The sequence below is a fragment of the Thermopolyspora flexuosa genome (assembly GCF_006716785.1).
Classification (GTDB): domain Bacteria; phylum Actinomycetota; class Actinomycetes; order Streptosporangiales; family Streptosporangiaceae; genus Thermopolyspora; species Thermopolyspora flexuosa.
The window spans coordinates 296,053-315,953 of the sequence record NZ_VFPQ01000002.1 but is presented as its reverse complement, the minus strand read 5'-3'; the positions used below and the strand labels follow the sequence as shown (position 1 = coordinate 315,953).

Sequence of the window (19,901 nt, the reverse complement as noted above, 5' to 3'; positions counted from 1 at the left end):
GTCACAGCCAGCCGTTGCGGCGGAAGGCGCGGTAGAGCAGGGTGCAGACGACCACCATGACCCCGAGCACGAGCGGATAGCCGAAGGTCCACCGGGTCTCGGGCATGTGGTCGAAGTTCATGCCGTAGATACCGGCGATCATGGTGGGCACGGCGAGGATCGCCACCCACGAGGAGATCTTGCGCATGTCCTCGTTGGCGAGCGCGTTGGAGCGGGCGAGCGCGGCCTGGAGGATCGAGTTGCACAGCTCGTTGGAGGACTCGACCTGCTCGCACACCCGGGACAGGTGGTCGCCCACGTCCCGGAAGTAGTCGCGCATCTCCGAGGGGATCATGCGGCGCTGCGGGAGGCTGCGCAGCGGGGCCTCGAGCGGGGTCATCGCCCGCTTCATCTCGATCATCTCGCGCTTGAGCTGGTAGATGCGGTTGATGTCGCGCGAGCTGACGTCGGCGAACACCGCCGCCTCCACCTCCTCCAGCTCGGCCTGCATGCGGTCGGCCACGGTGAGGTAGGTGTCGACGACGTGGTCGGCGATCGCGTGCAGCACGCCCGTGGGGCCGCGCTCGAGCAGCTTGGGCGTGGCCTCCAGCCGGGCGCGCACCTCCGCCAGCGGGCAGATGTCGCCGTGCCGTACGGTGATCACGAAGTCCGGGCCGACGAAGACCATGATCTCGCCGGTCTCGATGATCTCGCCGTTGGCGTCCACCGCGCGGTCGCCGAGGAAGTTCACGGTCTTGAGGACGATGAAGAGCGTGTCGCCGTACCGCTCGACCTTGGGCCGCTGGTGGGCCTTGATCGCGTCCTCGACGGAGAGCGGGTGCAGGCCGAACAGCCCGGCGAGCCACTCGACCTCGGGTGCGCGCGGCTCGTGCAGGCCGACCCAGACGAACGCCTCGGGGGTCTCGAGGCCGGTGTTGTGCTCACGGACGAGGGCGAGCGCCCGGGGGATGTCCTCGGCGGCGACGCGGCCTCCGCGCACGTACGCGCCGAACTCGACGAGCGAGGCGCTCGGCGGAACAGGGGGACGGGTGGGGGTCGGCGGTGGTTCCGGGTGCTGCCGCGTGGGCGGACGTGCGTGGCCGTTCACGCGCGGTGCGGCCATGCGGGTGTGACGGTTGATCCGGGCAAAAAGCGTGGATGAGCGCATGGCGGTCCCCTTCCAGCCCAGCCCATGCACGCACGAATCGACGGCATCACATCGTCATCGACGGAAACGATCGATCGTCAGCGGGCACGCGTGGGGCCGGGCACCGTAGTCGGAGTGGTCAAGGGCGCGCACCAGCGGGTGCGCCGGCACGTACTACTGCTGGGATCGCCAGGATTCACCTTGACCACCTCCAATCATCAGAAGGCTCCGCGAAGCCACCCGAAAAAGGGCGCGTCAACCTGCGCCCACATAACACCCAACGTCAGGATAGCCCGCTACTTTGCTACGGCTCGCCCGGAACGCACGGATATCCCCCGGATCCCCCGGCCTGTTGTCAGCCGGGCCGGTCAACCGGTCGCCCCGGGCCGCGGCGGCGGGAGAGTGCCGGGGACGGCGTGAAACCTTCGCGCGACCGTACGGCTCCGCCGGGGAGCGCGGGCGTGTCTCCCACCATAGCCGGACCGGAGCGTGTGTGGGGACGGGTACGCACTAGGCTCAGGCAGGTGCGCGTTCTTGTGATTGGGTCCGGTGGTCGCGAGCACGCCCTGTGCCGGGCGCTCGCGCTCGATCCTCAGGTCTCCCAGGTGCACTGCGCCCCCGGAAACGCGGGCATCGCCGAGGTGGCGACGACCCACCCGGTGGCCGCCACGGATCCGGAGCAGGTGACGGAGCTGGCCCGGCGGCTCGGCGCCGGGCTCGTGGTGATCGGCCCGGAGGCGCCGCTGGTGGCCGGGGTGGCCGACGCGGTGCGCGCGGCCGGCATCCCGTGCTTCGGGCCGTCCGCGCAGGCCGCCCGCATCGAGGGCTCCAAGTCGTTCGCCAAAGAGGTGATGGCGGCGGCCGGGGTGCCGACGGCGCGGTCGCGCACCTGCACCACCGAGGACGAGGCGGCGGCGGCGCTGGACGAGTTCGGCGAGCCGTACGTGGTGAAGGCCGACGGGCTCGCGGCCGGGAAGGGCGTCGTGGTGACGCGGGACCGCGAGGCGGCGCTGGCGCACGCGCGGGCGTGCGGTCAGGTGGTGATCGAGGAGTACCTCGACGGCCCGGAGGCCTCGCTGTTCGCGCTGTGCGACGGCACCACCGCGGTGCCGCTCCAGGCGGCGCAGGACTTCAAGCGGGCCTACGACGGCGACCAGGGGCCGAACACCGGCGGCATGGGGGCGTACACGCCGCTGCCCTGGGCGCCGAAGGACCTCGCCGACCAGGTGATGGACCGGATCGTCCGGCCCACCCTCGCCGAGCTGGGCCGCCGCGGCCTGCCGTACGTGGGGGTGCTGTACGCCGGGCTCTGCCTCACCGCGGACGGCCCGAAGGTGATCGAGTTCAACGCCCGGTTCGGCGACCCGGAGACCCAGGTGGTGCTCGACCGCCTGGAGACGCCGCTCGGCGGCCTGCTGCTCGCCTGCGCCGAGGGGCGGCTCGCCGATTTCGGCCCGGTGCGGTACCGGGACGGCGCGGCGGTGACCGTGGTGCTCGCCGCCGAGAACTACCCGGGCGACCCGGTGAAGGGCGACGTGATCGAGGGGCTCGACGGGCTTCCGGAGCACACCTACGTGCTGCACGCCGGGACCGCGCGCCGGGACGACGGGGCGATCGTGTCGGCGGGCGGCCGCGTGCTCAACGTGGTCGGCACCGGGGCCGACGTCGCCGAGGCCCGCGCCCGGGCGTACGCGGCGCTGGGCCGGATCCGGATGCGCGGCGGCCACCACCGCACCGACATCGCCGCCGGGGTCTGACCCGGCGCGTCCCGGCCGCCGCCCCGGCCCGGCAGGCTCTCCGGCCCCGTCGCACCGTCGCGGTGCGGCGGGGCCGCGTCGTCTCCGGGCCCCGCGTCGTACGGCACCGCGTACCGCGGCCGTGCCGTCCACCGCCCGTCCCGCGCACCGCGCCCCTTCCCGCGGCCACCCGCGCGCCTGTGGCGCGCCGCCCACCGGCCCGTCCGGCGGCGTCGCCGAGGCCGTTTCGCCGCCGCCGGCCGTACCGCGGGTATTGCGAAACGAACGGTTTGGCGAATTGTTGGCATTTCCGCCGACCATCCCTTGGCACAGGGCAGAACAGATCAGTACAAAACTGATTCTTTGCCGCACTTATGGAAGAAACGGTCAGCAGGGACTGACTGCCTCACATTTGGACGGGTAAATCCGTGATTAAGCGTGATCAAGACCTGTAAGTCACAGGAGGGTGCGAAGCACGGCGAATTGCCCAGGTGATCAGCTGAAAGGGGCTACTGTTGCCCCGTAGGTCTGGTGAGGGAGCCGAGCGGCACGATCGGATTGTTTTCGGGGAGCGGTCGTGTGACAGGTGAGGCGGACTCGAACCAGTTGGCGTAGCGGGAGCCGTGCCGGGGCTCGTCGGGATGTCGTCGGCCGACCGGCGTGACGCGAGCGCGGCGGACTCGACCCCGAACAGAACGGCTGGCGCCCACCCATCCAGCGAGTCACATCCCTGTATCGAGGAGCCTCAGCACATGGTTCGTTACCGCGTTCGCGGTGGGAACGTCCTCAGTGGCACCGCATTCGTCCAAGGCGCGAAGAACGCAGTACTGCCCATGATCGGGGCCGCGCTGCTCGCCACGGAGGGCCGCACGGTCCTGCGGAACGTCCCGATCATCGAGGACGTCCGCCGGGCCGTGGAGCTCGCCCGTGCCGTCGGCGCGCACGTGGAGCTGCACGAGTCCGAGCGCGTCCTGGTGATCGACGCGTCCCGGCTGACGAGCCCGGTGCTACCCGGGGAGATCGCACGGCGCTTCCGTGGATCGGTCCTCTTCGTGCCCGCGCTCATGCACCGCCTCGGCGAGGCGGTGATCCAGGGGATCGGCGGCTGCAACCTCGGCAGCCGCCAGCTCGACTTCCACTACCTGGGGTACAAGCGCCTCGGCGCGGTGGTGGACGAGGGCGACGAGGTGATCCACATCAAGGCCGCGCAGCTCACCGGCGCGCCGCTCTACCTCGACACCCCCTCGCACACCGGCACCGAGAACCTCGTCATGGCGGCCACCCTCGCCAAGGGCACCACCGTGATCGAGAACGCGGCGCTGGAGCCCGAGGTCCTCGACGTGATCAACATGCTCCGGCGCATGGGCGCCCGCATCCACGGCTCCGGCACCGGGTTCCTCGTCGTCGAGGGCGTGGAGGAGCTGCGCGCGGTCGAGTACTCGGTCATGCCCGACCGGCTCGACGCGGGCGTGTTCGCGATCGCCGCGGCGATCACCGGCGGCGAGGTGAACCTCGTCGGCGCCTGCCTGGAGCACCTCGGCGTGGTGCGGTGGAAGCTCGAGCAGATGGGCGTGGAGTTCGCCACCGACGGCGCGATCCTGCACGTGCGCCGCACCCGGCGGCTGCGGCCGATCAATGTGATCACCGACACCTATCCGGGGTTCGCCACCGACCTGCAGTCGCCGATCATGACGCTCGCCACCATGGCGGAGGGGACGAGCTACATCCACGAGCGCATCTTCGACGGCAGGTTCGCGCTCGCCGGCGAGCTGAACAAGATGGGCGCGAAGATCGAGGTGCAGGGCAGCCGCGCCATCGTGCACGGCCCCACCAAGCTCGTCGGCACCACCGTGGACGCCCACGACCTGCGCTCCGGCATCGCGCTCGTGCTCGCCGGGCTCGCCGCCGAGGACGAGACGATCATCGCCCCGGCGTACCTCATCGACCGCGGCCACTCCTACGTGGCCGAGCGCCTGCGGGCCCTCGGCGCGGATGTGGTACGAGAAATTTCCGCATAGCGTCCGCTCCGGGCCGTCGCCTGAATTTCGGTTCTGACCAGCTGAAATGTCCCTGTCAGCCGGGTCTTTACTGCCTGCCGGAACGGTATTGCGGTAAATCCGGGCGTGACATTTCGGCCGTCACGAGCGATCGTTCCAAAGAGAACTATCACTCGGACCGGAGAGGAAGCCACGCCGGGCGGCGAGGGGAACCGCGTGTCGCGGAGGCGCGCCGGTGCCCGAACCGGACGCGCGGCCACGGCCGCGCGGCGGAGCATCCCACCGATTCCCCCGGAGGCGACGGTCGGGCTGCGCCGCGTTCAGGCACCTGGTGCCGCGTCGCGGCGCCGCGCGGACCCCGGCGCGCAGGGCGCGGCACCTCGACCGAAGGCGACGCAAGATGGGACGAACATTGGTCGAGCGGGAAGACACTCCGCGCGGGGCACGCTTAGGCGCGCCCCCAGACCTCACGATCGGCGTGGTCGGGCCCCACGACCTCGTCGAGCGGGTGATGCTCATGGGGCACAACTCGGCACCGGTGCCGTGCCGGCTGGTGGCCGCGGCGTACCGGGACGAGCAGGAGGCCGCGGACAAGGTGCTCAGGCTCGGCCCGAGCGTCGACGCGTGCCTCTTCGCCAGCCCGGTGCCGTTCGAGCTCGCCCGCCGCGCCGGCGTGCTCACCATGCCCGCGACGCACGTGCAGCTCGGCGGTGCGGCGCTCATCGCGGCGTTGGGCCGGGCCGCGCTCGACGAGCGCATCGACCCGCGCCGGGTGAGCACCGACGTGCTCAACCGGGCCGACGTCGAGGAGGCGTACGCCGACCTCGGCCTGCCGTCGAACGAGGTGCACTGCCGGGACGAGCCCGGGGCGACCGGCACGATCTCGGCGTACCACGAGCGGCTGATGCGGCAGGGCGTCACCACCGGCGCGATCACCTGCATCCCCGCCGTGGCCGACCGGCTGTCGGCCGCCGGGCTGCCGGTGATCCGGGTGCGGCCCACGGCCGGGGCGGTGCGCACCGCGCTCAACACCGCGGCGCTGCTCGGCGCCCACCACCGCCTCGAGGAGTCACAGCTCACGGTGATCATCATCGAGGTGCCCACGCTCCGTGAGCCGGTACGGCGGGCCGCCCCGCGCTACTGGCGGGAGGAGCTGCGGCTCTCCCTGCACCGCCTGCTGGTGCAGGAGGCGAACCGGATGAACGCCGCGGTGTGGCCCATCGACGACCACAGCTACCTGGTGACCGCGACCCGCGGCTCGATCCACGCGGCCACCGACGGGTTCCGGGTGCTGCCGTTCGCCGGACGCATCCGGGACGAGCTCGGGCTCGCGGTCGAGGTGGGCGTCGGCATGGGCCGTACCACGCACGACGCCGAGAGCCACGCCCGCGCCGCGCTCGCCCGCAGCCAGGCGGGCAAGCAGGCCCAGGGGTTCGCGGTGGACCGCGAGGGCAGAGCCCTCGTGCCGCCGCCCCGGATGCCTCCCCAGGTGGCCGGTCCGGCCAAGCCCAAGGGCGTGGAGGTGCTGTCCCGGCTCGCCGCGAAGCTGGAGGGCGGGGACACCGTGGTCGACGCCGAGAACGCCGGCCGCATGCTCGGCGTGACCCCGCGTACGGCACGGCGGTTGCTGCGCACGTTGGTTGACGAGGGACTCGCGTGGCCGCTTCCGCCGAACCGTACCCCCCAGCCCGGCCGTCCGCGGCAGCTGTACCGGCTGATCGTGGAGAAGCTCGGCACGCACTGAGCCCTTCTCCCAAGGCCGGCGGCGCCGACCCCCCACCGCGCGCCGCCGCCGTCGCCCCCGGCGCCCGCGGGCCCATCCCACACCCACGGGCCCCGGGTCGCCGGGGGCGATCCCGGTACGGCGGGCGGGCGGGCCTGAACGAAACCTGAGCGGGAAAATCACCGGCGCATCGAACACATCGAAAACCCCTCCCGTATCTCGCATGCGACGGGGCACGTGATCCGAGATACGCAAGGGAGAGAGTCGATGCGTCCTGACCTGCGGCGACGGGTTACCCCGGCCCTGCTCACCGCGTTAGGGGTGGCGGTGCTGGCGGGTTGCTCGTCGCGAACGGAGAGCCCCTCACAGTTCAGCGCGGGCGACGGTTCCGCGGCCGGGACCGCGGTCGCGGTGACCGTCGAGTGCCCGAAGGTGGCCGACGCGCTGCCGAGCGTCCGGGTGTCGAACGCGGTCCGCCGCACGGTCGCGAGGAACCTCGGCGTGCTGGAGATCCAGGTCGCCGACGCGAACCGCCGCCTCGCCCAGACCGTCGGCGACCAGAACGCCGCGGCCGCCCAGCAGGCCGTGCTCACCACCCTCACCAACCAGCGCACGGTCACCATCGAGCGCATCGCGAACGCGCTCAGCGGCGTGACGCTCCCGCAGAACCTGGCCGACCTCGCCGCCTGCACGCTCCGCAACGGCGGCACGGTGGATCCGGCCCCCACCGGCAGCGCCGCGCCCACCGCGAACCCCACCGACGGTGCCGCCCCCACCGAGACCGCCGCCCCCACGACCGGCGCCACGCCGACCGACGCCCCGGCCGCGCCCGGCGGCGACACGACCGTCCCCACGCAGCCCGCGCCGGACCCGTCGGCGACGGCCGGTGCGGTGGAGCTCACGGTCGCCAACGCGGCGGCCGAGCCCGCCCCGTTCCGGAACCCGTCCGCCACCGCCACGGCCGTCCCCACCGCCACGGCGACGCAGGCCCCGGAGGCGACGCCGTCCCCGACCGCCACCGGTACGGCGAGCCCGTCGGCCTCGGCGACCCCGACCGGCACCGGCACCGCGACCCCCACGCCGGCGCCGACCGGCTCCCGGCTGCTCGCCTGCCCATCGGTCGCCGACCAGATCGTGATCCCGCGCGACGTGCGCTCGGCGGTCGCGCTCGAGCTCGGCCTGATGGAGCTGCAGGCGGCCACGGTCAACGCCCGGCTCGCCACCACCCAGAGCCAGGCCGACCAGGACGCCCTGCTGCAGCGGCTCGCCCAGGAGCGCACCCGGAACCTCGCCCGCATCGCCACCCTGCTCGACCGGTCCGGCGGGCAGGTCACGGGTGACCTGAACAGCCTCGCCGCCTGCGAGCTGAACAACGGCGGCGTGCTGGAGGACAACGGGAACAACGCCGGCAACGGTGGCGGCGGCGCCCCCGCGCCGAGCGACACCCCCGCGCCTGCCGACACCGCCACCCCGGCCGACACCGCCGCCCCCGCGCCCACCGGCACCGCCACCCCGGCCAGGACCCAGGCCCCCGGCGGCGACGGCTCCGGCGGGAACGGCGGCGCCGCGGGCTCCGGCGGGAACGACGGCACGGGCGACGGCTCCGGCGGCGACGTGTGGTTCGAGGACAGCGGCACGGGCCACTGACCCGCCGCGCCGTGCCCCGCACGGGCGGGGCCGTACGGCCGAGGGCGGGCGCGACGCAGTGGCCGTCGCCGACCCTGCCCGCCCTCACCCCTGCGGCCCGCCTACGGGCCGCCAGGCCGCGTAACCGGCCTACCGGGGGAACTCGGCCGCGGCGGTGAGGAAGGCGTCGTTCTCCTCGGCGTCGCCGATCGACACGCGGGCGCCCTCGCCGGGGAAGGGCCGCACGGCCACGCCGTACCGGGCGCAGTGCTCGGCGAACTCGGTCGTGCGGTCGCCGAGGCGCAGCCAGACGAAGTTCGCCTCGGTGGGCGGCACCTGCCAGCCCTGGCCGAGCAGCGCGTCGCGCACCCGGGTGCGCTCCTTGACGATCTCCTCCACCCGGGCCAGCAGCTCCTGCTCGGCCTCGAGCGCGGCCACCGCGGCGGCCTGCGCCACGTGGCTCACCGCGAACGGGATCATGACCTTGCGCACCGCCTCCGCGGCCTCGCGCTGCCCGATCAGGTAGCCGACGCGCAGCCCGGCGAGGCCGTACGCCTTGGAGAAGGTGCGCAGCACCACCACGTTCGGCCGCTCGCGGTAGAGGGTGAGCCCGTCGGGCACGTCCTCGTCGCGCACGTACTCGCGGTAGGCCTCGTCGAGGGCGACGATGACGTGCTCCGGCACCCGGTCGAGGAACGCGGCCAGCTCGGCGGTGCGGGAGGCCGTGCCGGTCGGGTTGTTCGGGTTGCACACGAACACCAGCCGGGTGCGGTCGGTGATCGCCTCGGCCATCGCCTCCAGGTCGTGCGCCTCGTCGCGCAGCGGCACCCGCACCGAGGTCACCCCGGCCATGTCCGCGAGCAGCGGGTAGGCCTCGAACGACCGCCAGGCGTAGACGACCTCGACGCCCGGCTCACCCACGGCCTCCAGCAGCTGCTGCGCCACGGTCACCGACCCGGGCCCGAGCGCGACGTGGTCGTACGGCACGCCGTACCGCTCGGCGATCGCCTCGGTGAGCCGGTGGCAGGAGGCGTCGGGGTAGCGGTTGATCTCCGTGGCGGCGCGGCGGATCGCCTCCAGCACCGAGGGAGGCGGCGGGAAGGGCGACTCGTTGGAGGAGAGCTTGAACGACCGGCCGTCCGGCGCCGTGACCCGCTTGCCCGGCTTGTAGACCGGCATCGTGTCCAGAATCGCCCTGAAACGCATCCTCGTCCTCCCTCACTCCGCGCGTCCAACCTTATCGCGCGGCGGATCGCTCCACCTGCGACGAAACCAGGGCGAAGGCCGTCCTCGCCACCGGGGAGCGGCGGCCGCGCGACGATCTCACGCAGGCTCACGCAGGACGATTGCACGCGGGGCGGCTCCGGGGAAGGCGGCGCGGTACGGCACGGCGGAGGTGTCCCCGCCGGCCCGGCCGCGGGGCGCGCACCCGCGGCGGCGGGGCGGGGATCACCTGCCCGAGGTCGCCAGGCCCGCGCCGGAGGACCCGCCGGCGCACCCGCCGTACGTGCTCGTGCGCAGCATCGGGGGGTGCAGCAGCTCGGCCGGGCCGCGGCGGTAGAGCATCGCCGGGCGTCCGCCGTCGCGGGTCGTGGTCTTCCCGGTCGGGATGAGGAAGCCCTCGGCCCTGGTGACCTTGCGGTGGAAGTTGCGCGGGTCGAGCGGGCGGCCCCACACGATCTCGTACACCCGGCGCAGCTCGGCCACGGTGAACTCGGGCGGGCAGAACGCCGCCCCGAGCGAGGTGTACTCCAGCTTGCTGCGCGCCCGCTCCACGCCGTCGAGCATGATCCGCCGGTGGTCGAAGGCCATCTCGGTGAGCGAGTCCACCGGCTGCCAGCTCATGTGGGCCTCGGTGGAGGCGGGCAGGTCGGGGGCGATGCCGAGGTAGGCGACGCTCACCACGCGCCGCCGCGGGTCACGGTCCGGGTAGCCGTAGGACTGCAGCTGCTCGAGGTGGACGGGTGCGCCGGGCAGGCCGGCCCGCTCGGCGAGCACGCGTTCGGCCGCGGCGGACAGGTCCTCGTCGAGCTTGATGAACCCGCCCGACAGCGCCCAGCGTCCCTCGTACGGGGGCCGGTCCCGACGCCAGACCAGCGCCATGAGCGTTTGCTCACGGACCGTGAGCACGACGAGATCGACGCTGACGGGAAGTGTCGGGATCACGTTTCGCACGCTACCGGAAACTCACCACCCGCATGCGCACGGTCCGCGTCCCGATCAGGACGCGGCACTAGGTCGTGTGCTGGTAGTAGACGGGTTCGGCGGCGATGCGCCCGTCGGGGGCGGTCACCCCGACCCGGACCCACCTGCCGTCCGGCACCTCGTCCAGGTCGAAGGGTATCCACAGCCGCTCCACCCGCTCCGGCAGCCCCGGAACCGGGTCGGTCTCGTGCACCCCGGCCACCGTCGAGTCGACCACCCGCGGCTCGTCCACCCCCGGCCAGCTCAGCGTGACCGTCGCCCCGGCGAGGTTGTAGCCGCGGATCTCCAGCCCGTTCTGGATGTCCCGCCGGCTGCGGAACGCCTGGATCGCGATCGGCCGGGTCCAGTCCTGCGCGATCTGCTCGGCGAGCGACGGCGAGCCGCAGGTGAAGTAGTCCGACCACATGTAGGAGATGATCTTCGAGACGTACGGCCCGACCAGCGTCACCTGGGTGTCGAGCCGGGGCTTGTCGGTGGCGCCGCGGTCGCTCTGCGAGCTGCACCGCTTCTCGCCCTCCCTGCGGGTCGGTTCGAACGCCTCGATGTTCGCCCACAGCTCGACCCGCACGCCCTCCTTGAGCAGCTCGTCGCGGGCCTGGGCCATCTCCCGGTAGTAGTCGCGGGTGCCGCCGTAGTAGGCCTTGGCGTACGTGGTGTCGCCCACCACCGGGCGCAGCCGCTCGTCGACCGGCTTGTTCTTCCAGTTCGGCCAGAACAGGCCGCCCTTGCCGGTGCCCCGGCCGTCCTGCGGCGCGATGATCCCCACGCCGGTGCGGGCGAGCACCTTGAAACCCTTGCCCACCTGCTTCGGGGTGGAGGTGAACTTCCGGTCCCGGCGCGCGTCCAGGTACGGGCTGATCAGGATCGGCTTGCCCGCGAGCTCCTGCTCGACGATGAGGTGCTGCTCGGCGAGCACCTTGAGGGTGTCCACCTTCGACGGGTCCGGCCAGTCCCGGATCTGCAGCTCGAACGGCTGGTAGACGCCGCCGAGGGACTCCCGGCCGGCGAACCGGTCGCCGTAGTCCTGCAGGATGCGGCGGGTGAGCGTGGTGAGCGTGCCGATGTGCCGCGGGTTCGCCCGGGTCGGGCCGGTCGGGTCGCGCGGCGCGAGCGGCAGCGCGGGGAAGACCCGGATGCCGAACCGGTCGCCGAGGTCGAGCAGGGTGGTGAGGCTGTCCTCCTTCCCGGCGGAGACCAGGATCAGGTGGTAGCCCCGGCCCCGGGAGGAGAAGTCGCAGGACGCGTCGTCGGTGCCGTCGTCCGGGGCGATGATCCGGAAGAACACCGCGTCGCCCACGACGATCTTGCGCTCGATGTCGGGGCAGCGGAACACGCCGTCGCCGTACTGCTCGTCGGTCCGGAAGACGTACGTCCAGGTGATGCGGTTGTCCGGGTGGGCGTCCTTGAGCGCCTTCTCGGCCGCCTGCACGCAGGTGAGCTCGCCCTCCACGCACTTGGCGTACCGCGGGTCGGGCTTGTCCCCCGCGGCGTCGAGCACGAGCCCGGTCTCGTCGTCCACCCGGCGCGGCGAGAGGCCGTGGCCGAGCCGGATCACGGTGTCGCCGCCGACCCGGTGGATCGCCTGGAACTGGGAGCGCCAGGTGCACGGGTCCGCGGTCGGGATGATCCAGTACCCGGTGATCGGGTACGGCGTGCGCACCGTGGTGTCGAACGTGCCGCAGGGGTCGGTGAACGAGGCGGCCGGCGTCGGGGTCCGGGAGGCGGTGGCGGCGGCGTCCCGGGCGGCCCCGGCGTCCTGCCGCTGCATGTTCACGACGATGCCGACCGCGGTGATGATCGCCAAGCCAACGACCAGGGCAACCCAGCGCACCTTCAGGAGAGTACCGTCCTTACGATCAGGCGGGCGTAAAACCGCCCGGCGGCGACTTCCGTCCGCGAACGCCTACTGCTCGGCCTTCTCCACCCGCTCGGCCGGACCGGGCTCGACCGCCCCGCCGGACGGCCGGCGCCCGCGGTCCTTGCCCGCGTTCCGGCGCCGCTTGCCCTCCTCGGCCCACTCCTCGAGCTGGGCGACGAACCGGCGGGCCGAGTTCGGCCAGTGGTGGTTCGCCCGGGCGGCGGCGTACCCGCGGGCCCCCTCGGCGCGCCGCTCCTCCGGGTTGTCCCGCAGCCGCAGCACCGCCCGCACCACGGCCTCCGGGTCCCGCCACGGCACCACCACGCCGCTGGCGTACCGCTCGACCAGCTCCACGGCGCGCGGCGACGGCGTGGTGATCACCGGGATGCCGTGCGCCATGTACTCGACGATCTTGGTGGGCATGGAGTGCCGGTAGTTCGGCTCGTCGCGCAGCAGCGAGAGCCCGGCGAGCGCGCCGTCGAGCCGCTTGAGCGCCTCGTCGTTCGGCATGAAGTCACGCCACTCGAGCAGCCCCTCCGCGACCGCCTGCTCGAGCAGCGGGCGGCTCTGCGGGTCGGCGTACCCGATGAGCTCCACCGAGATCCGGTGCGGCCGCAGCAGCCGGGCCACCTCGACGGCCTCGCGCACCCCGCGCGCCTCCGACAGCCAGCCCAGGTACACCACCCGGTCGTCCCCGGGCGGGCTGACGTGGTCGGGCACCCAGGTCTCGTTCGGCACCACCAGGTGGGCCTTGCGGAACCGGCCCGCGTAGGCGGTCTCCGCGAGCAGCAGGTGCAGCCGCCGCTCCGCGGCGCTCTCCAGCAGGCGGGCGAAGAACCGCACCGGGGGCCGCAGGAACGGCGGCAGCCACGGCTTGAGCGACAGCGTCGCCGGGGTGTCCTCGTGCACGTCCCACACCACCGGCGGCCGGTTGCGCACCCCCACCACGGCGAGCAGCAGCTCGACGTCGTGCAGCAGCACGAGGTCGACCTTGTCGCGCATTTCCCGGAACACCCGGCGGGCGGCGATCACCGCCTTCAGCCGCCTGCGCTCGGAGGCCCGCGGCAGGTCGATGCCCGTGACCCACGGTCGCGGCACCACCCCCCGGGCCGTGTACGGCGCCGCGTACGTGACCTCATGACCGGCGTCCACCAGCGCCCGGACCTGGCGGTGCAGGATCCGCGCGTCCTCCGGATGATGCACCACAGTCATGACGAGCACGTGCACGCGCCGGTCCCCCCTACAGCCGTTCCACGCGCTCGTTCTCGACCAGCACGCCGCGGGTGTCCAGAACGAGCCGGCCCTTCTCCTCCACGACGCCGAGATCGAAGGCGGAGTGCTGCTGCAGCAGCACGGTCACGTCCGCCTCCTGTACCGCGGTCTCCAGGTCCCCGGCCCGCCGTACCGGAACGCCGTCGACGCTCCACACCGGCACGTGCGGGTCGAGGTAGGAGAGCCTCGCCCCGAGATCCAGCAGCCTGCGGGCGATCGGCAGGGCGGGAGTCTCCCGCTCGTCGGCGATGTCCGGCTTGTACGTGACGCCGAGCAGCAGCACGTTCGCCCCGTTGACCGGCTTGCTGTGCCGGTTGAGCAGCCGCTGCACCCGGGCCACCACGTAGGCCGGCATGCGCTCGTTGACCTCCTGCGCCAGCTCGACGAAGCGGAACGGGTAGCCGAGGCGGCGCACGGTGAAGGACAGGTAGGAGGGGTCGACCGGGATGCAGTGACCGCCCACGCCCGGGCCGGGCAGGAACTTCTGGAACCCGAACGGCTTGGTCGAGGCGGCCTCGATCGCCTCCCAGAGGTCGATGCCGAGCTCGTCGCAGAAGATCGCCATCTCGTTGACGAGGGCGATGTTCACGTGCCGGTAGGTGTTCTCCAGCAGCTTCGCCATCTCGGCCTCGCGGGTGCCGCTCACCGGCACCACCTGCTCGACGATGCGCGAGTAGAACGCCACCGCGCGCTCCCGGCAGGCCGGGGTGTAGCCGCCGACGACCTTCGGCGTGTTGCGCAGGCCGTACTTGGGGTTGCCGGGGTCGATGCGCTCGGGCGAGAAGGCGAGGTGGAAGTCCTTGCCGGCCACCAGCCCGGAGGTCTCAAGCAGCGGACGGACCAGGCCGTCGGTGGTGCCCGGGTAGGTGGTGGACTCGAGCACGACGAGCGTGCCCGGCTTCAACCGGCGGGCGATCGTCTTCGCCGCGCCCTCCACCGCCGACAGGTCGGGGCGACGGTCGTCGTCGAGCGGCGTCGGCACGCAGATGACGATGACCTCGCTCGCGGCGAGCACGGCGTCGTCGAGGGTCGCCGTGAAGCCGCTCCGCAGCATCTCATCGAGATCGGCGTCGCTGAGGTCGTCGATGTAGGACCGCCCGGAGGTGAGCGCCTCCACCTTCCGTGGATCCACATCCAGGCCGACCACCCGCATCCCGGCGGCCGTGGCCTCCTTGGCCAACGGCATGCCGACATAGCCGAGACCGACGATCGCGAGATCGAAGGCGGTCACGACGACACCGCGGAAGGTCGGATACAACTCATCATGGTCGCAAAGGCTATCTCAACTTGGCACCAAGCACGTCTAATGCGGGTGAATGCATCACATACGGATGCCCAAGCCACGCCAAGCACGGGACTATCGTTCCGTAACGAATCTGTAAACTTCCCGGTAGGTTTCGGCGATGCGACTCCACGTACGCTTCGCCGCCACCTCCGCGCGGCCCGCCTCGCCCATCTCGGCGCGCCGCTTGGGGTCGTCGCGCAGCGCGGCGACGGCGTCGGCGAGCGCCTCGGGGTCGCCGGGCCGTACCAGCAGGCCGGCCTCGGAGCCGCCGAGCAGCTCGGCGAGCGCGGGCAGGTCGCTGAGCACGACGGGCTTGCCGAGGGCCATCGCCTCGACCGGCTTGAGCGGGGTGACGAGCCGGGTCACCCGCAGGTCGAGCCGGGGGCAGACGAAGATGTCGAGCGCCGACTGCGCCTGCAGCGCCTCCTCGGGGCCCACCCGGCCGGGCAGGATCGCCCGGTCGCCGAGGTTCAGCTCCTTCACCTTCGCGAGCAGGTTCTCCCGCTCGGCCCCGTCGCCGACGAGCAGCACGCGGATCGGCACGCCCCGGTCGCGCAGCACCGCGGCGGCGTCGAGCAGCACGCCGAAGCCCTCGTAGCCGACGATGCTCGACACCGAGCCGATCACCACCTCGTCGTCGGCGATGCCGTACGCGCGCCGGAACGCGGCGCCGTCGTACTCGGCGGTCAGCAGCGAGTCGTCGACCGCGTTCGGGGCGAGGAAGATGCGCTCCCGCGGAACCCCGCGCTCGACGATCTCGGCGGCCATGGTCTCGGCGAGGGTCACCACCGCGTCCGCCGACCGCATGAGGTTCGCCTCGGTCTCCCGCTGCATGCGGTGCCGCTCGGTGCCCACCCGCGCCGGGTCGCGGGAGGCCCAGGTCTCCTCGAGGAAGCCGCGCACCTCGTAGACGAACGGGGTGTCGGTGCGCTGGCGCACCGCCATCGCCACGTTGCCGTTGCGGTGGTCGGTGGCCGCGTGCAGCACCCTCGGCCGCAGCTCCTGCACGAGCCGGGTGACGTCCTCGGCGCCGCGGAGCAGCCGGTCGTGGGCGTGCTTCGGCACCTCGCCGTGCGGCAGCAGCCGGTGGTAGGGGATGCCGTCGATCTCCTCGTACGGCTCGACCGCGGTGTGCCCCTGGAGCATCGGCCAGCCCCAGCTCGTCACCACGTGCGGGTCGAGGCCCGCGGCCTTCTGCGCGGTGACGATGCGGTGGGTGCGCACGGTGTATCCCGCCTGCGTGTACGGCAGGGCGTTGGTGACCAGGTGGAGCACCCGGTTCTCCACGCGCGGCCCGATCGTGACCTTGGGGCCGGGCGGGATCGGGTTCGGCTTCAGCGCGGCCACCTCGCCCTGGTAATAGGCGAGCCGCCGCTTGGTGAAGGCCCAGCGCTCGTGCGGGCGGAGGACCTCGAACGCCTCGCTGATCCGGCCGGAATCGAAAAGCGCCTTCGCCTCGCGCAGCGGCCCCCGTGCCCGGCGCATCGAAATGTGGCCCGCGACCCGCCTGACCTTGCGCGCGACCGGCCAGGCGACGCTGCCGATCAGCGGGCGCAGCCGGGGCGGGGTCGCCTCGGCGACGGCCTGCGCGACACGAAGTGGGTCTGTTCTGACCCTAGTGATCACTATTTTGGAGACAATGACCGGATGCCGGAGCAATCCCCGGAGGAATCCCCGCACGCCCGCCTTGGCCAGCCGGGGGGACACCTTTTGCTTCGGCCTGGCATTGGACACCACGCCGGTGACCGTACCATAGGCAACGTTTGTCCCACTGCTATATGAAAGGCAAGGTCAATGAGGGAAACCCCCCTCGTCCTGCATGTTCTCGGCGCACGCCCCAACTTCGTCAAGGCGGCCCCGGTCGTGCGCGGCCTTGCCGAACTCGGCGCGTCCGCGGACGGCACCGGATTCGCCCTGCGGCAGGGCATCATCCACACCGGCCAGCACTACGACGCCCTGATGTCGGACGTGTTCTTCGCCGACCTGGGCCTGCCCGAGCCGATCGCCAACCTCGGCGTGGGGTCCGGCACCCACGCCCGGCAGACCGCGGCGCTGCTCACCGGGCTTGAGGACGTCATCACCGAGCACCGGCCGGACCTCGTCGTCGTCTACGGCGACGTGAACTCGACCCTCGCCGCCATCCTCGTGTGCGCGAAGCTCGGCGTGCCCACCGCGCACGTCGAGGCGGGGCTGCGGTCGTTCGACCGGACCATGCCGGAGGAGATCAACCGGGTGGTCACCGACGCGCTCGCCGACATCCTGCTGTGCACCAGCCCGGACGCGATCGCCCACCTCGCCAACGAGGGCGTGGACCCGCGCAAGGTGCACTTCGTCGGCAACCCGATGATCGACAGCCTGTTCGCGGCGCTGCCCTCGCTCGACCCGGAGCGCATCCGCGCCCGCCTCGGCCTGCCCGAGCGCTACGCGGTGGCGACGCTGCACCGGCCCGGCAACGTGGACGACGCCGCGGCCGCCCGGGAGGTCGTCGACGCGGTGCGCGAGGTGAGCGAGCTCGTGCCGATCGTGGTCCCGCTGCACCCGCGGGGCCGTACCCGGCTCGCCGAGGCCGGCCTCGTCACCGGGGGCAACCTCACGATCATCGACCCGCTCGGCTACCTCGACTTCCTGTCGCTGGTCAAGGGCGCGGCCCTGGTCGTCACCGACTCCGGCGGCGTGCAGGAGGAGACGACCATGCTCGGCGTGCCCTGCCTCACCGTGCGGCCCAACACCGAGCGGCCGATCACGATCACGCACGGCACGAACCTCCTGGTCACCCCGGCCACGTTGCCCGCGGCGGCCGCGAAGGCCCTCGCCGACGGCGCGGCCACCCCGACCGGCGAGCTGCCCCCGCTGTGGGACGGCAAGGCCGGCCCGCGCATCGCCCGCGTGATCGCGGCCTGGCTGCGCGGCGACAACCTTGCCCCGGCGGCGGCCCAGACCGTACGCACGTCAGGCGACTAGCGCGACGCGATTCGACAGGCAGGACAGGACATGGCCGACGAGAAGCAGGACGAGCAGCAGGACCAGCCGCGTTTCCAGCGCCTCGGGGCGGTCAACTGGCTGCCTGAGGAGCGCAAGGAGATCGAGCGGTACGAGGAGCGGATCCGCGAGCTGGAGGAGAAGCTCGCGATCCAGACCGCCCGCGCCGACTACGCGATCTGGAAGCTGCGCGCCACCCAGAACCAGCGGCCCTACCGGGTCGCCGAGGCGCTCACCGGCGCCCGCCGCCCGTCGAAGCTGGTACGGCTCCCGGCCGACCTGCGCCGCGCGCTGAAGGTGAAGAAGAGCCCGAAGGCGCCCATGTCGGTCGCGGAGGCCGCGGAGGCCGCGGCGAACCGGCGGCCCGAGGTGAAGATCCCCAAGCTCGCCTGGCCCGAGGGGCCGATCGTACGGCCGGACCTGCCGGTGGCGGTGATCCTCGACGACTTCTCCCGGCTCGCGTTCCGGTACGAGTGGGACCAGATCGAGTTCGGCCTCACCGACTGGCGGGAGATCTTCGCCGAGAAGCGGCCCGAGCTGCTCTTCGTCGAGTCGGCCTGGTTCGGCAACCAGGGGCGCTGGCGGTACCAGATGACCGGGACGAACGCCCCCAAGAAGGAGCTGCGCGAGCTGGTCGCGTGGTTCAAGGAGGAGGGCATCCCCACGGTCTTCTGGAACAAGGAGGACCCGCCGAACTTCGACCACTTCATCGAGACGGCGAAGCTCTTCGACTACGTCTTCACCTGCGACGGCGACATGATCCCGAAGTACCGGGAGATCCTCGGGCACGACCGCGTGGGCGTGCTGCAGTTCGCCGCGCAGCCGCGCATCCACAACCCGATCCAGACCCGGTGGGGGCGCACCTACGACATCGTCTTCGCGGGCATGTACTTCCGGGACAAGCATCCCGAGCGCCGCGAGCAGATGGAGACCGTGATCGCCCCGGTGCGCCCGCTCGGCCTGCACATCTACGCCCGCAACGACAGCGCGGGCGAGAAGTACCAGTGGCCGGACGAGTACCGGCCGCACATCGTCGGCGAGCTGCCGTACGAGCAGATGCTCGCCGCGTACAAGATGTACAAGGTCTTCCTCAACGTGAACTCGGTGATCGACTCACCGACGATGTGCGCGCGGCGGGTGTTCGAGCTGTCGGCCTGCGCCACCACGGTGCTGTCCGGCTGGTCGCGCGCGATCGAGGAGACCTTCGGCTCGCTCATCCCGATCGCCCACACCCAGGAGGAGGCCTACAACCAGGCCCTCTACCTGATCAACAGCCCCGAGTACCGGGCCCGGCAGGGCCACCTCGCGATGCGCCTGGTGCACGACAAGCACACCTTCACGCACCGGGTCGACCAGATCCTCCGGGCGATCGGCCGGGAGGTGCGCCCGCGCAGCCGCCCGATCACCGTGGTGCTCCCCACCAACCGGGCCGGGCAGCTCGAGCACGCCATCCACCAGGTCGCCCGGCAGCGGCACCGCGAGCTACAGCTCGTGCTCGTGCTGCACGGCATCGACATCGAGCCGAACGTGGTGCGGGAGAAGGCGCTCGCCGCCGGCATCCCGGACGTCAAGGTGCGCCTCGCCGACCCCTCGCTCACCCTCGGGGAGGTGCTCAACCTCGGCATCGAGGTCGCGGACGGCGACTACATCGCCAAGATGGACGACGACAACCTGTACGGCGAGCACTACCTGTCCGACCTGATCCGCGCCTTCGACTACGCGGACGCCGAGATGGTCGGCAAGGGCGCGCACTACACGTACTTCCCGGCCACGAACACCACGGTGCTGCGCCTGCCCGGTCTCGAGCACCGGTACGCCCACCTGATCCAGGGCGCCACCATCCTCGCCAAGGCCGACCTGCTGCGCGAGATGCGGTTCGAGCCGGTCAACGCCGGCGAGGACACCCGGCTGGTGCGCCGGTGCAAGGAGGAGGGGGTGCGCATCTACTCGGCCGACCGGTTCAACTTCGTCTACATGCGCTCGGCCGACCCCACCACGCACACCTGGCAGGCCCCCGACTACAAGCTGCTGCGCAACGCACAGTTCTGCTTCGTCGGCAACCCCGAGGCCCACGTGATGATCTGACCGGGCCCG

At 72.2% G+C, this 19,901-nt stretch carries 13 protein-coding genes; 6 read left to right on the top strand and 7 right to left on the bottom strand.

Translation table 11 applies throughout. From position 1 onward, the window contains the following. Position 1 precedes the first annotated feature (1 nt). On the bottom strand, positions 2–1,102 hold the full coding sequence (gene corA, locus FHX40_RS23835; protein ID WP_142262202.1) for a magnesium/cobalt transporter CorA: 1,101 nt from the start codon (positions 1,100–1,102) through the stop codon (positions 2–4). A gap of 548 nt (positions 1,103–1,650) precedes the next feature. Here corA and purD point away from each other — a divergent pair. The 4 genes from purD (at position 1,651) to FHX40_RS25320 (ending at position 8,229) form a co-directional block, all read left to right on the top strand. Beyond that, positions 1,651–2,883, top strand: a complete 1,233-nt coding sequence (gene purD, locus FHX40_RS23830; RefSeq protein ID WP_142262201.1) for a phosphoribosylamine--glycine ligase — start codon at positions 1,651–1,653, stop codon at positions 2,881–2,883. Positions 2,884–3,614: 731 nt separating this feature from the next. Continuing rightward, the gene (gene murA / locus FHX40_RS23825) at positions 3,615–4,880 is read left to right on the top strand and encodes a UDP-N-acetylglucosamine 1-carboxyvinyltransferase (RefSeq protein ID WP_142262200.1); all 1,266 of its coding nucleotides are present in this window, start codon (positions 3,615–3,617) and stop codon (positions 4,878–4,880) included. A gap of 490 nt (positions 4,881–5,370) precedes the next feature. Continuing rightward, entirely contained in the window at positions 5,371–6,603 is a 1,233-nt protein-coding gene (locus FHX40_RS23820; RefSeq protein WP_142262368.1) for a transcriptional regulator, read from the top strand. Positions 6,604–6,849: 246 nt separating this feature from the next. After that, positions 6,850–8,229: a hypothetical protein gene (locus FHX40_RS25320; protein WP_170198981.1), complete on the top strand. Its 1,380-nt coding sequence runs from the start codon at positions 6,850–6,852 to the stop codon at positions 8,227–8,229. A gap of 129 nt (positions 8,230–8,358) precedes the next feature. Here FHX40_RS25320 and hisC read toward each other — a convergent pair whose 3' ends face one another. From hisC to FHX40_RS23785, 6 genes are all read right to left on the bottom strand, one after another. After that, positions 8,359–9,414, bottom strand: a complete 1,056-nt coding sequence (gene hisC, locus FHX40_RS23810; protein ID WP_142262198.1) for a histidinol-phosphate transaminase — start codon at positions 9,412–9,414, stop codon at positions 8,359–8,361. Positions 9,415–9,657: 243 nt separating this feature from the next. Then, complete coding sequence (locus FHX40_RS23805) at positions 9,658–10,374, bottom strand: NUDIX hydrolase (RefSeq protein ID WP_142262197.1); 717 nt, start codon at positions 10,372–10,374, stop codon at positions 9,658–9,660. A 67-nt stretch (positions 10,375–10,441) separates the two neighbouring features. Next, positions 10,442–12,244 carry a DUF4434 domain-containing protein gene (locus tag FHX40_RS23800; RefSeq protein WP_142262196.1) on the bottom strand — a complete coding sequence of 601 codons (1,803 nt, stop codon included), beginning with the start codon at positions 12,242–12,244 and terminating at the stop codon, positions 10,442–10,444. Between the two features lie 72 nt (positions 12,245–12,316). Continuing rightward, on the bottom strand, positions 12,317–13,498 hold the full coding sequence (locus FHX40_RS23795) for a glycosyltransferase (RefSeq protein WP_189136154.1): 1,182 nt from the start codon (positions 13,496–13,498) through the stop codon (positions 12,317–12,319). A gap of 13 nt (positions 13,499–13,511) precedes the next feature. After that, positions 13,512–14,774, bottom strand: coding sequence for a nucleotide sugar dehydrogenase (locus FHX40_RS23790; RefSeq protein ID WP_142262194.1), 1,263 nt, complete (start codon positions 14,772–14,774; stop codon positions 13,512–13,514). Between the two features lie 126 nt (positions 14,775–14,900). Beyond that, positions 14,901–16,454, bottom strand: coding sequence for a glycosyltransferase family 4 protein (locus FHX40_RS23785; RefSeq protein ID WP_229788450.1), 1,554 nt, complete (start codon positions 16,452–16,454; stop codon positions 14,901–14,903). A gap of 168 nt (positions 16,455–16,622) precedes the next feature. On the opposite strand from FHX40_RS23785, the gene wecB reads away from it, so the two are divergent. Then, complete coding sequence (gene wecB, locus FHX40_RS23780; protein WP_142262192.1) at positions 16,623–17,789, top strand: non-hydrolyzing UDP-N-acetylglucosamine 2-epimerase; 1,167 nt, start codon at positions 16,623–16,625, stop codon at positions 17,787–17,789. 30 nt (positions 17,790–17,819) lie between these two features. After that, entirely contained in the window at positions 17,820–19,892 is a 2,073-nt protein-coding gene (locus FHX40_RS23775) for a glycosyltransferase family protein (protein WP_142262191.1), read from the top strand. The last annotated feature ends 9 nt before the right edge of the window (positions 19,893–19,901 follow it).

Excerpts from the sequence above, each read along its gene's own strand:
- corA (WP_142262202.1), bottom strand. The coding sequence starts at position 1,102 with ATGGCCGCACCGCGCGTGAACGGCCACGCACGTCCGCCCACGCGGCAG.
- murA (WP_142262200.1), top strand. The coding sequence starts at position 3,615 with ATGGTTCGTTACCGCGTTCGCGGTGGGAACGTCCTCAGTGGCACCGCA.
- FHX40_RS23820 (WP_142262368.1), top strand. The coding sequence starts at position 5,371 with ATGCTCATGGGGCACAACTCGGCACCGGTGCCGTGCCGGCTGGTGGCC.
- FHX40_RS25320 (WP_170198981.1), top strand. The coding sequence starts at position 6,850 with ATGCGTCCTGACCTGCGGCGACGGGTTACCCCGGCCCTGCTCACCGCG.
- hisC (WP_142262198.1), bottom strand. The coding sequence starts at position 9,414 with ATGCGTTTCAGGGCGATTCTGGACACGATGCCGGTCTACAAGCCGGGC.
- wecB (WP_142262192.1), top strand. The coding sequence starts at position 16,623 with ATGAGGGAAACCCCCCTCGTCCTGCATGTTCTCGGCGCACGCCCCAAC.
- FHX40_RS23775 (WP_142262191.1), top strand. The coding sequence starts at position 17,820 with ATGGCCGACGAGAAGCAGGACGAGCAGCAGGACCAGCCGCGTTTCCAG.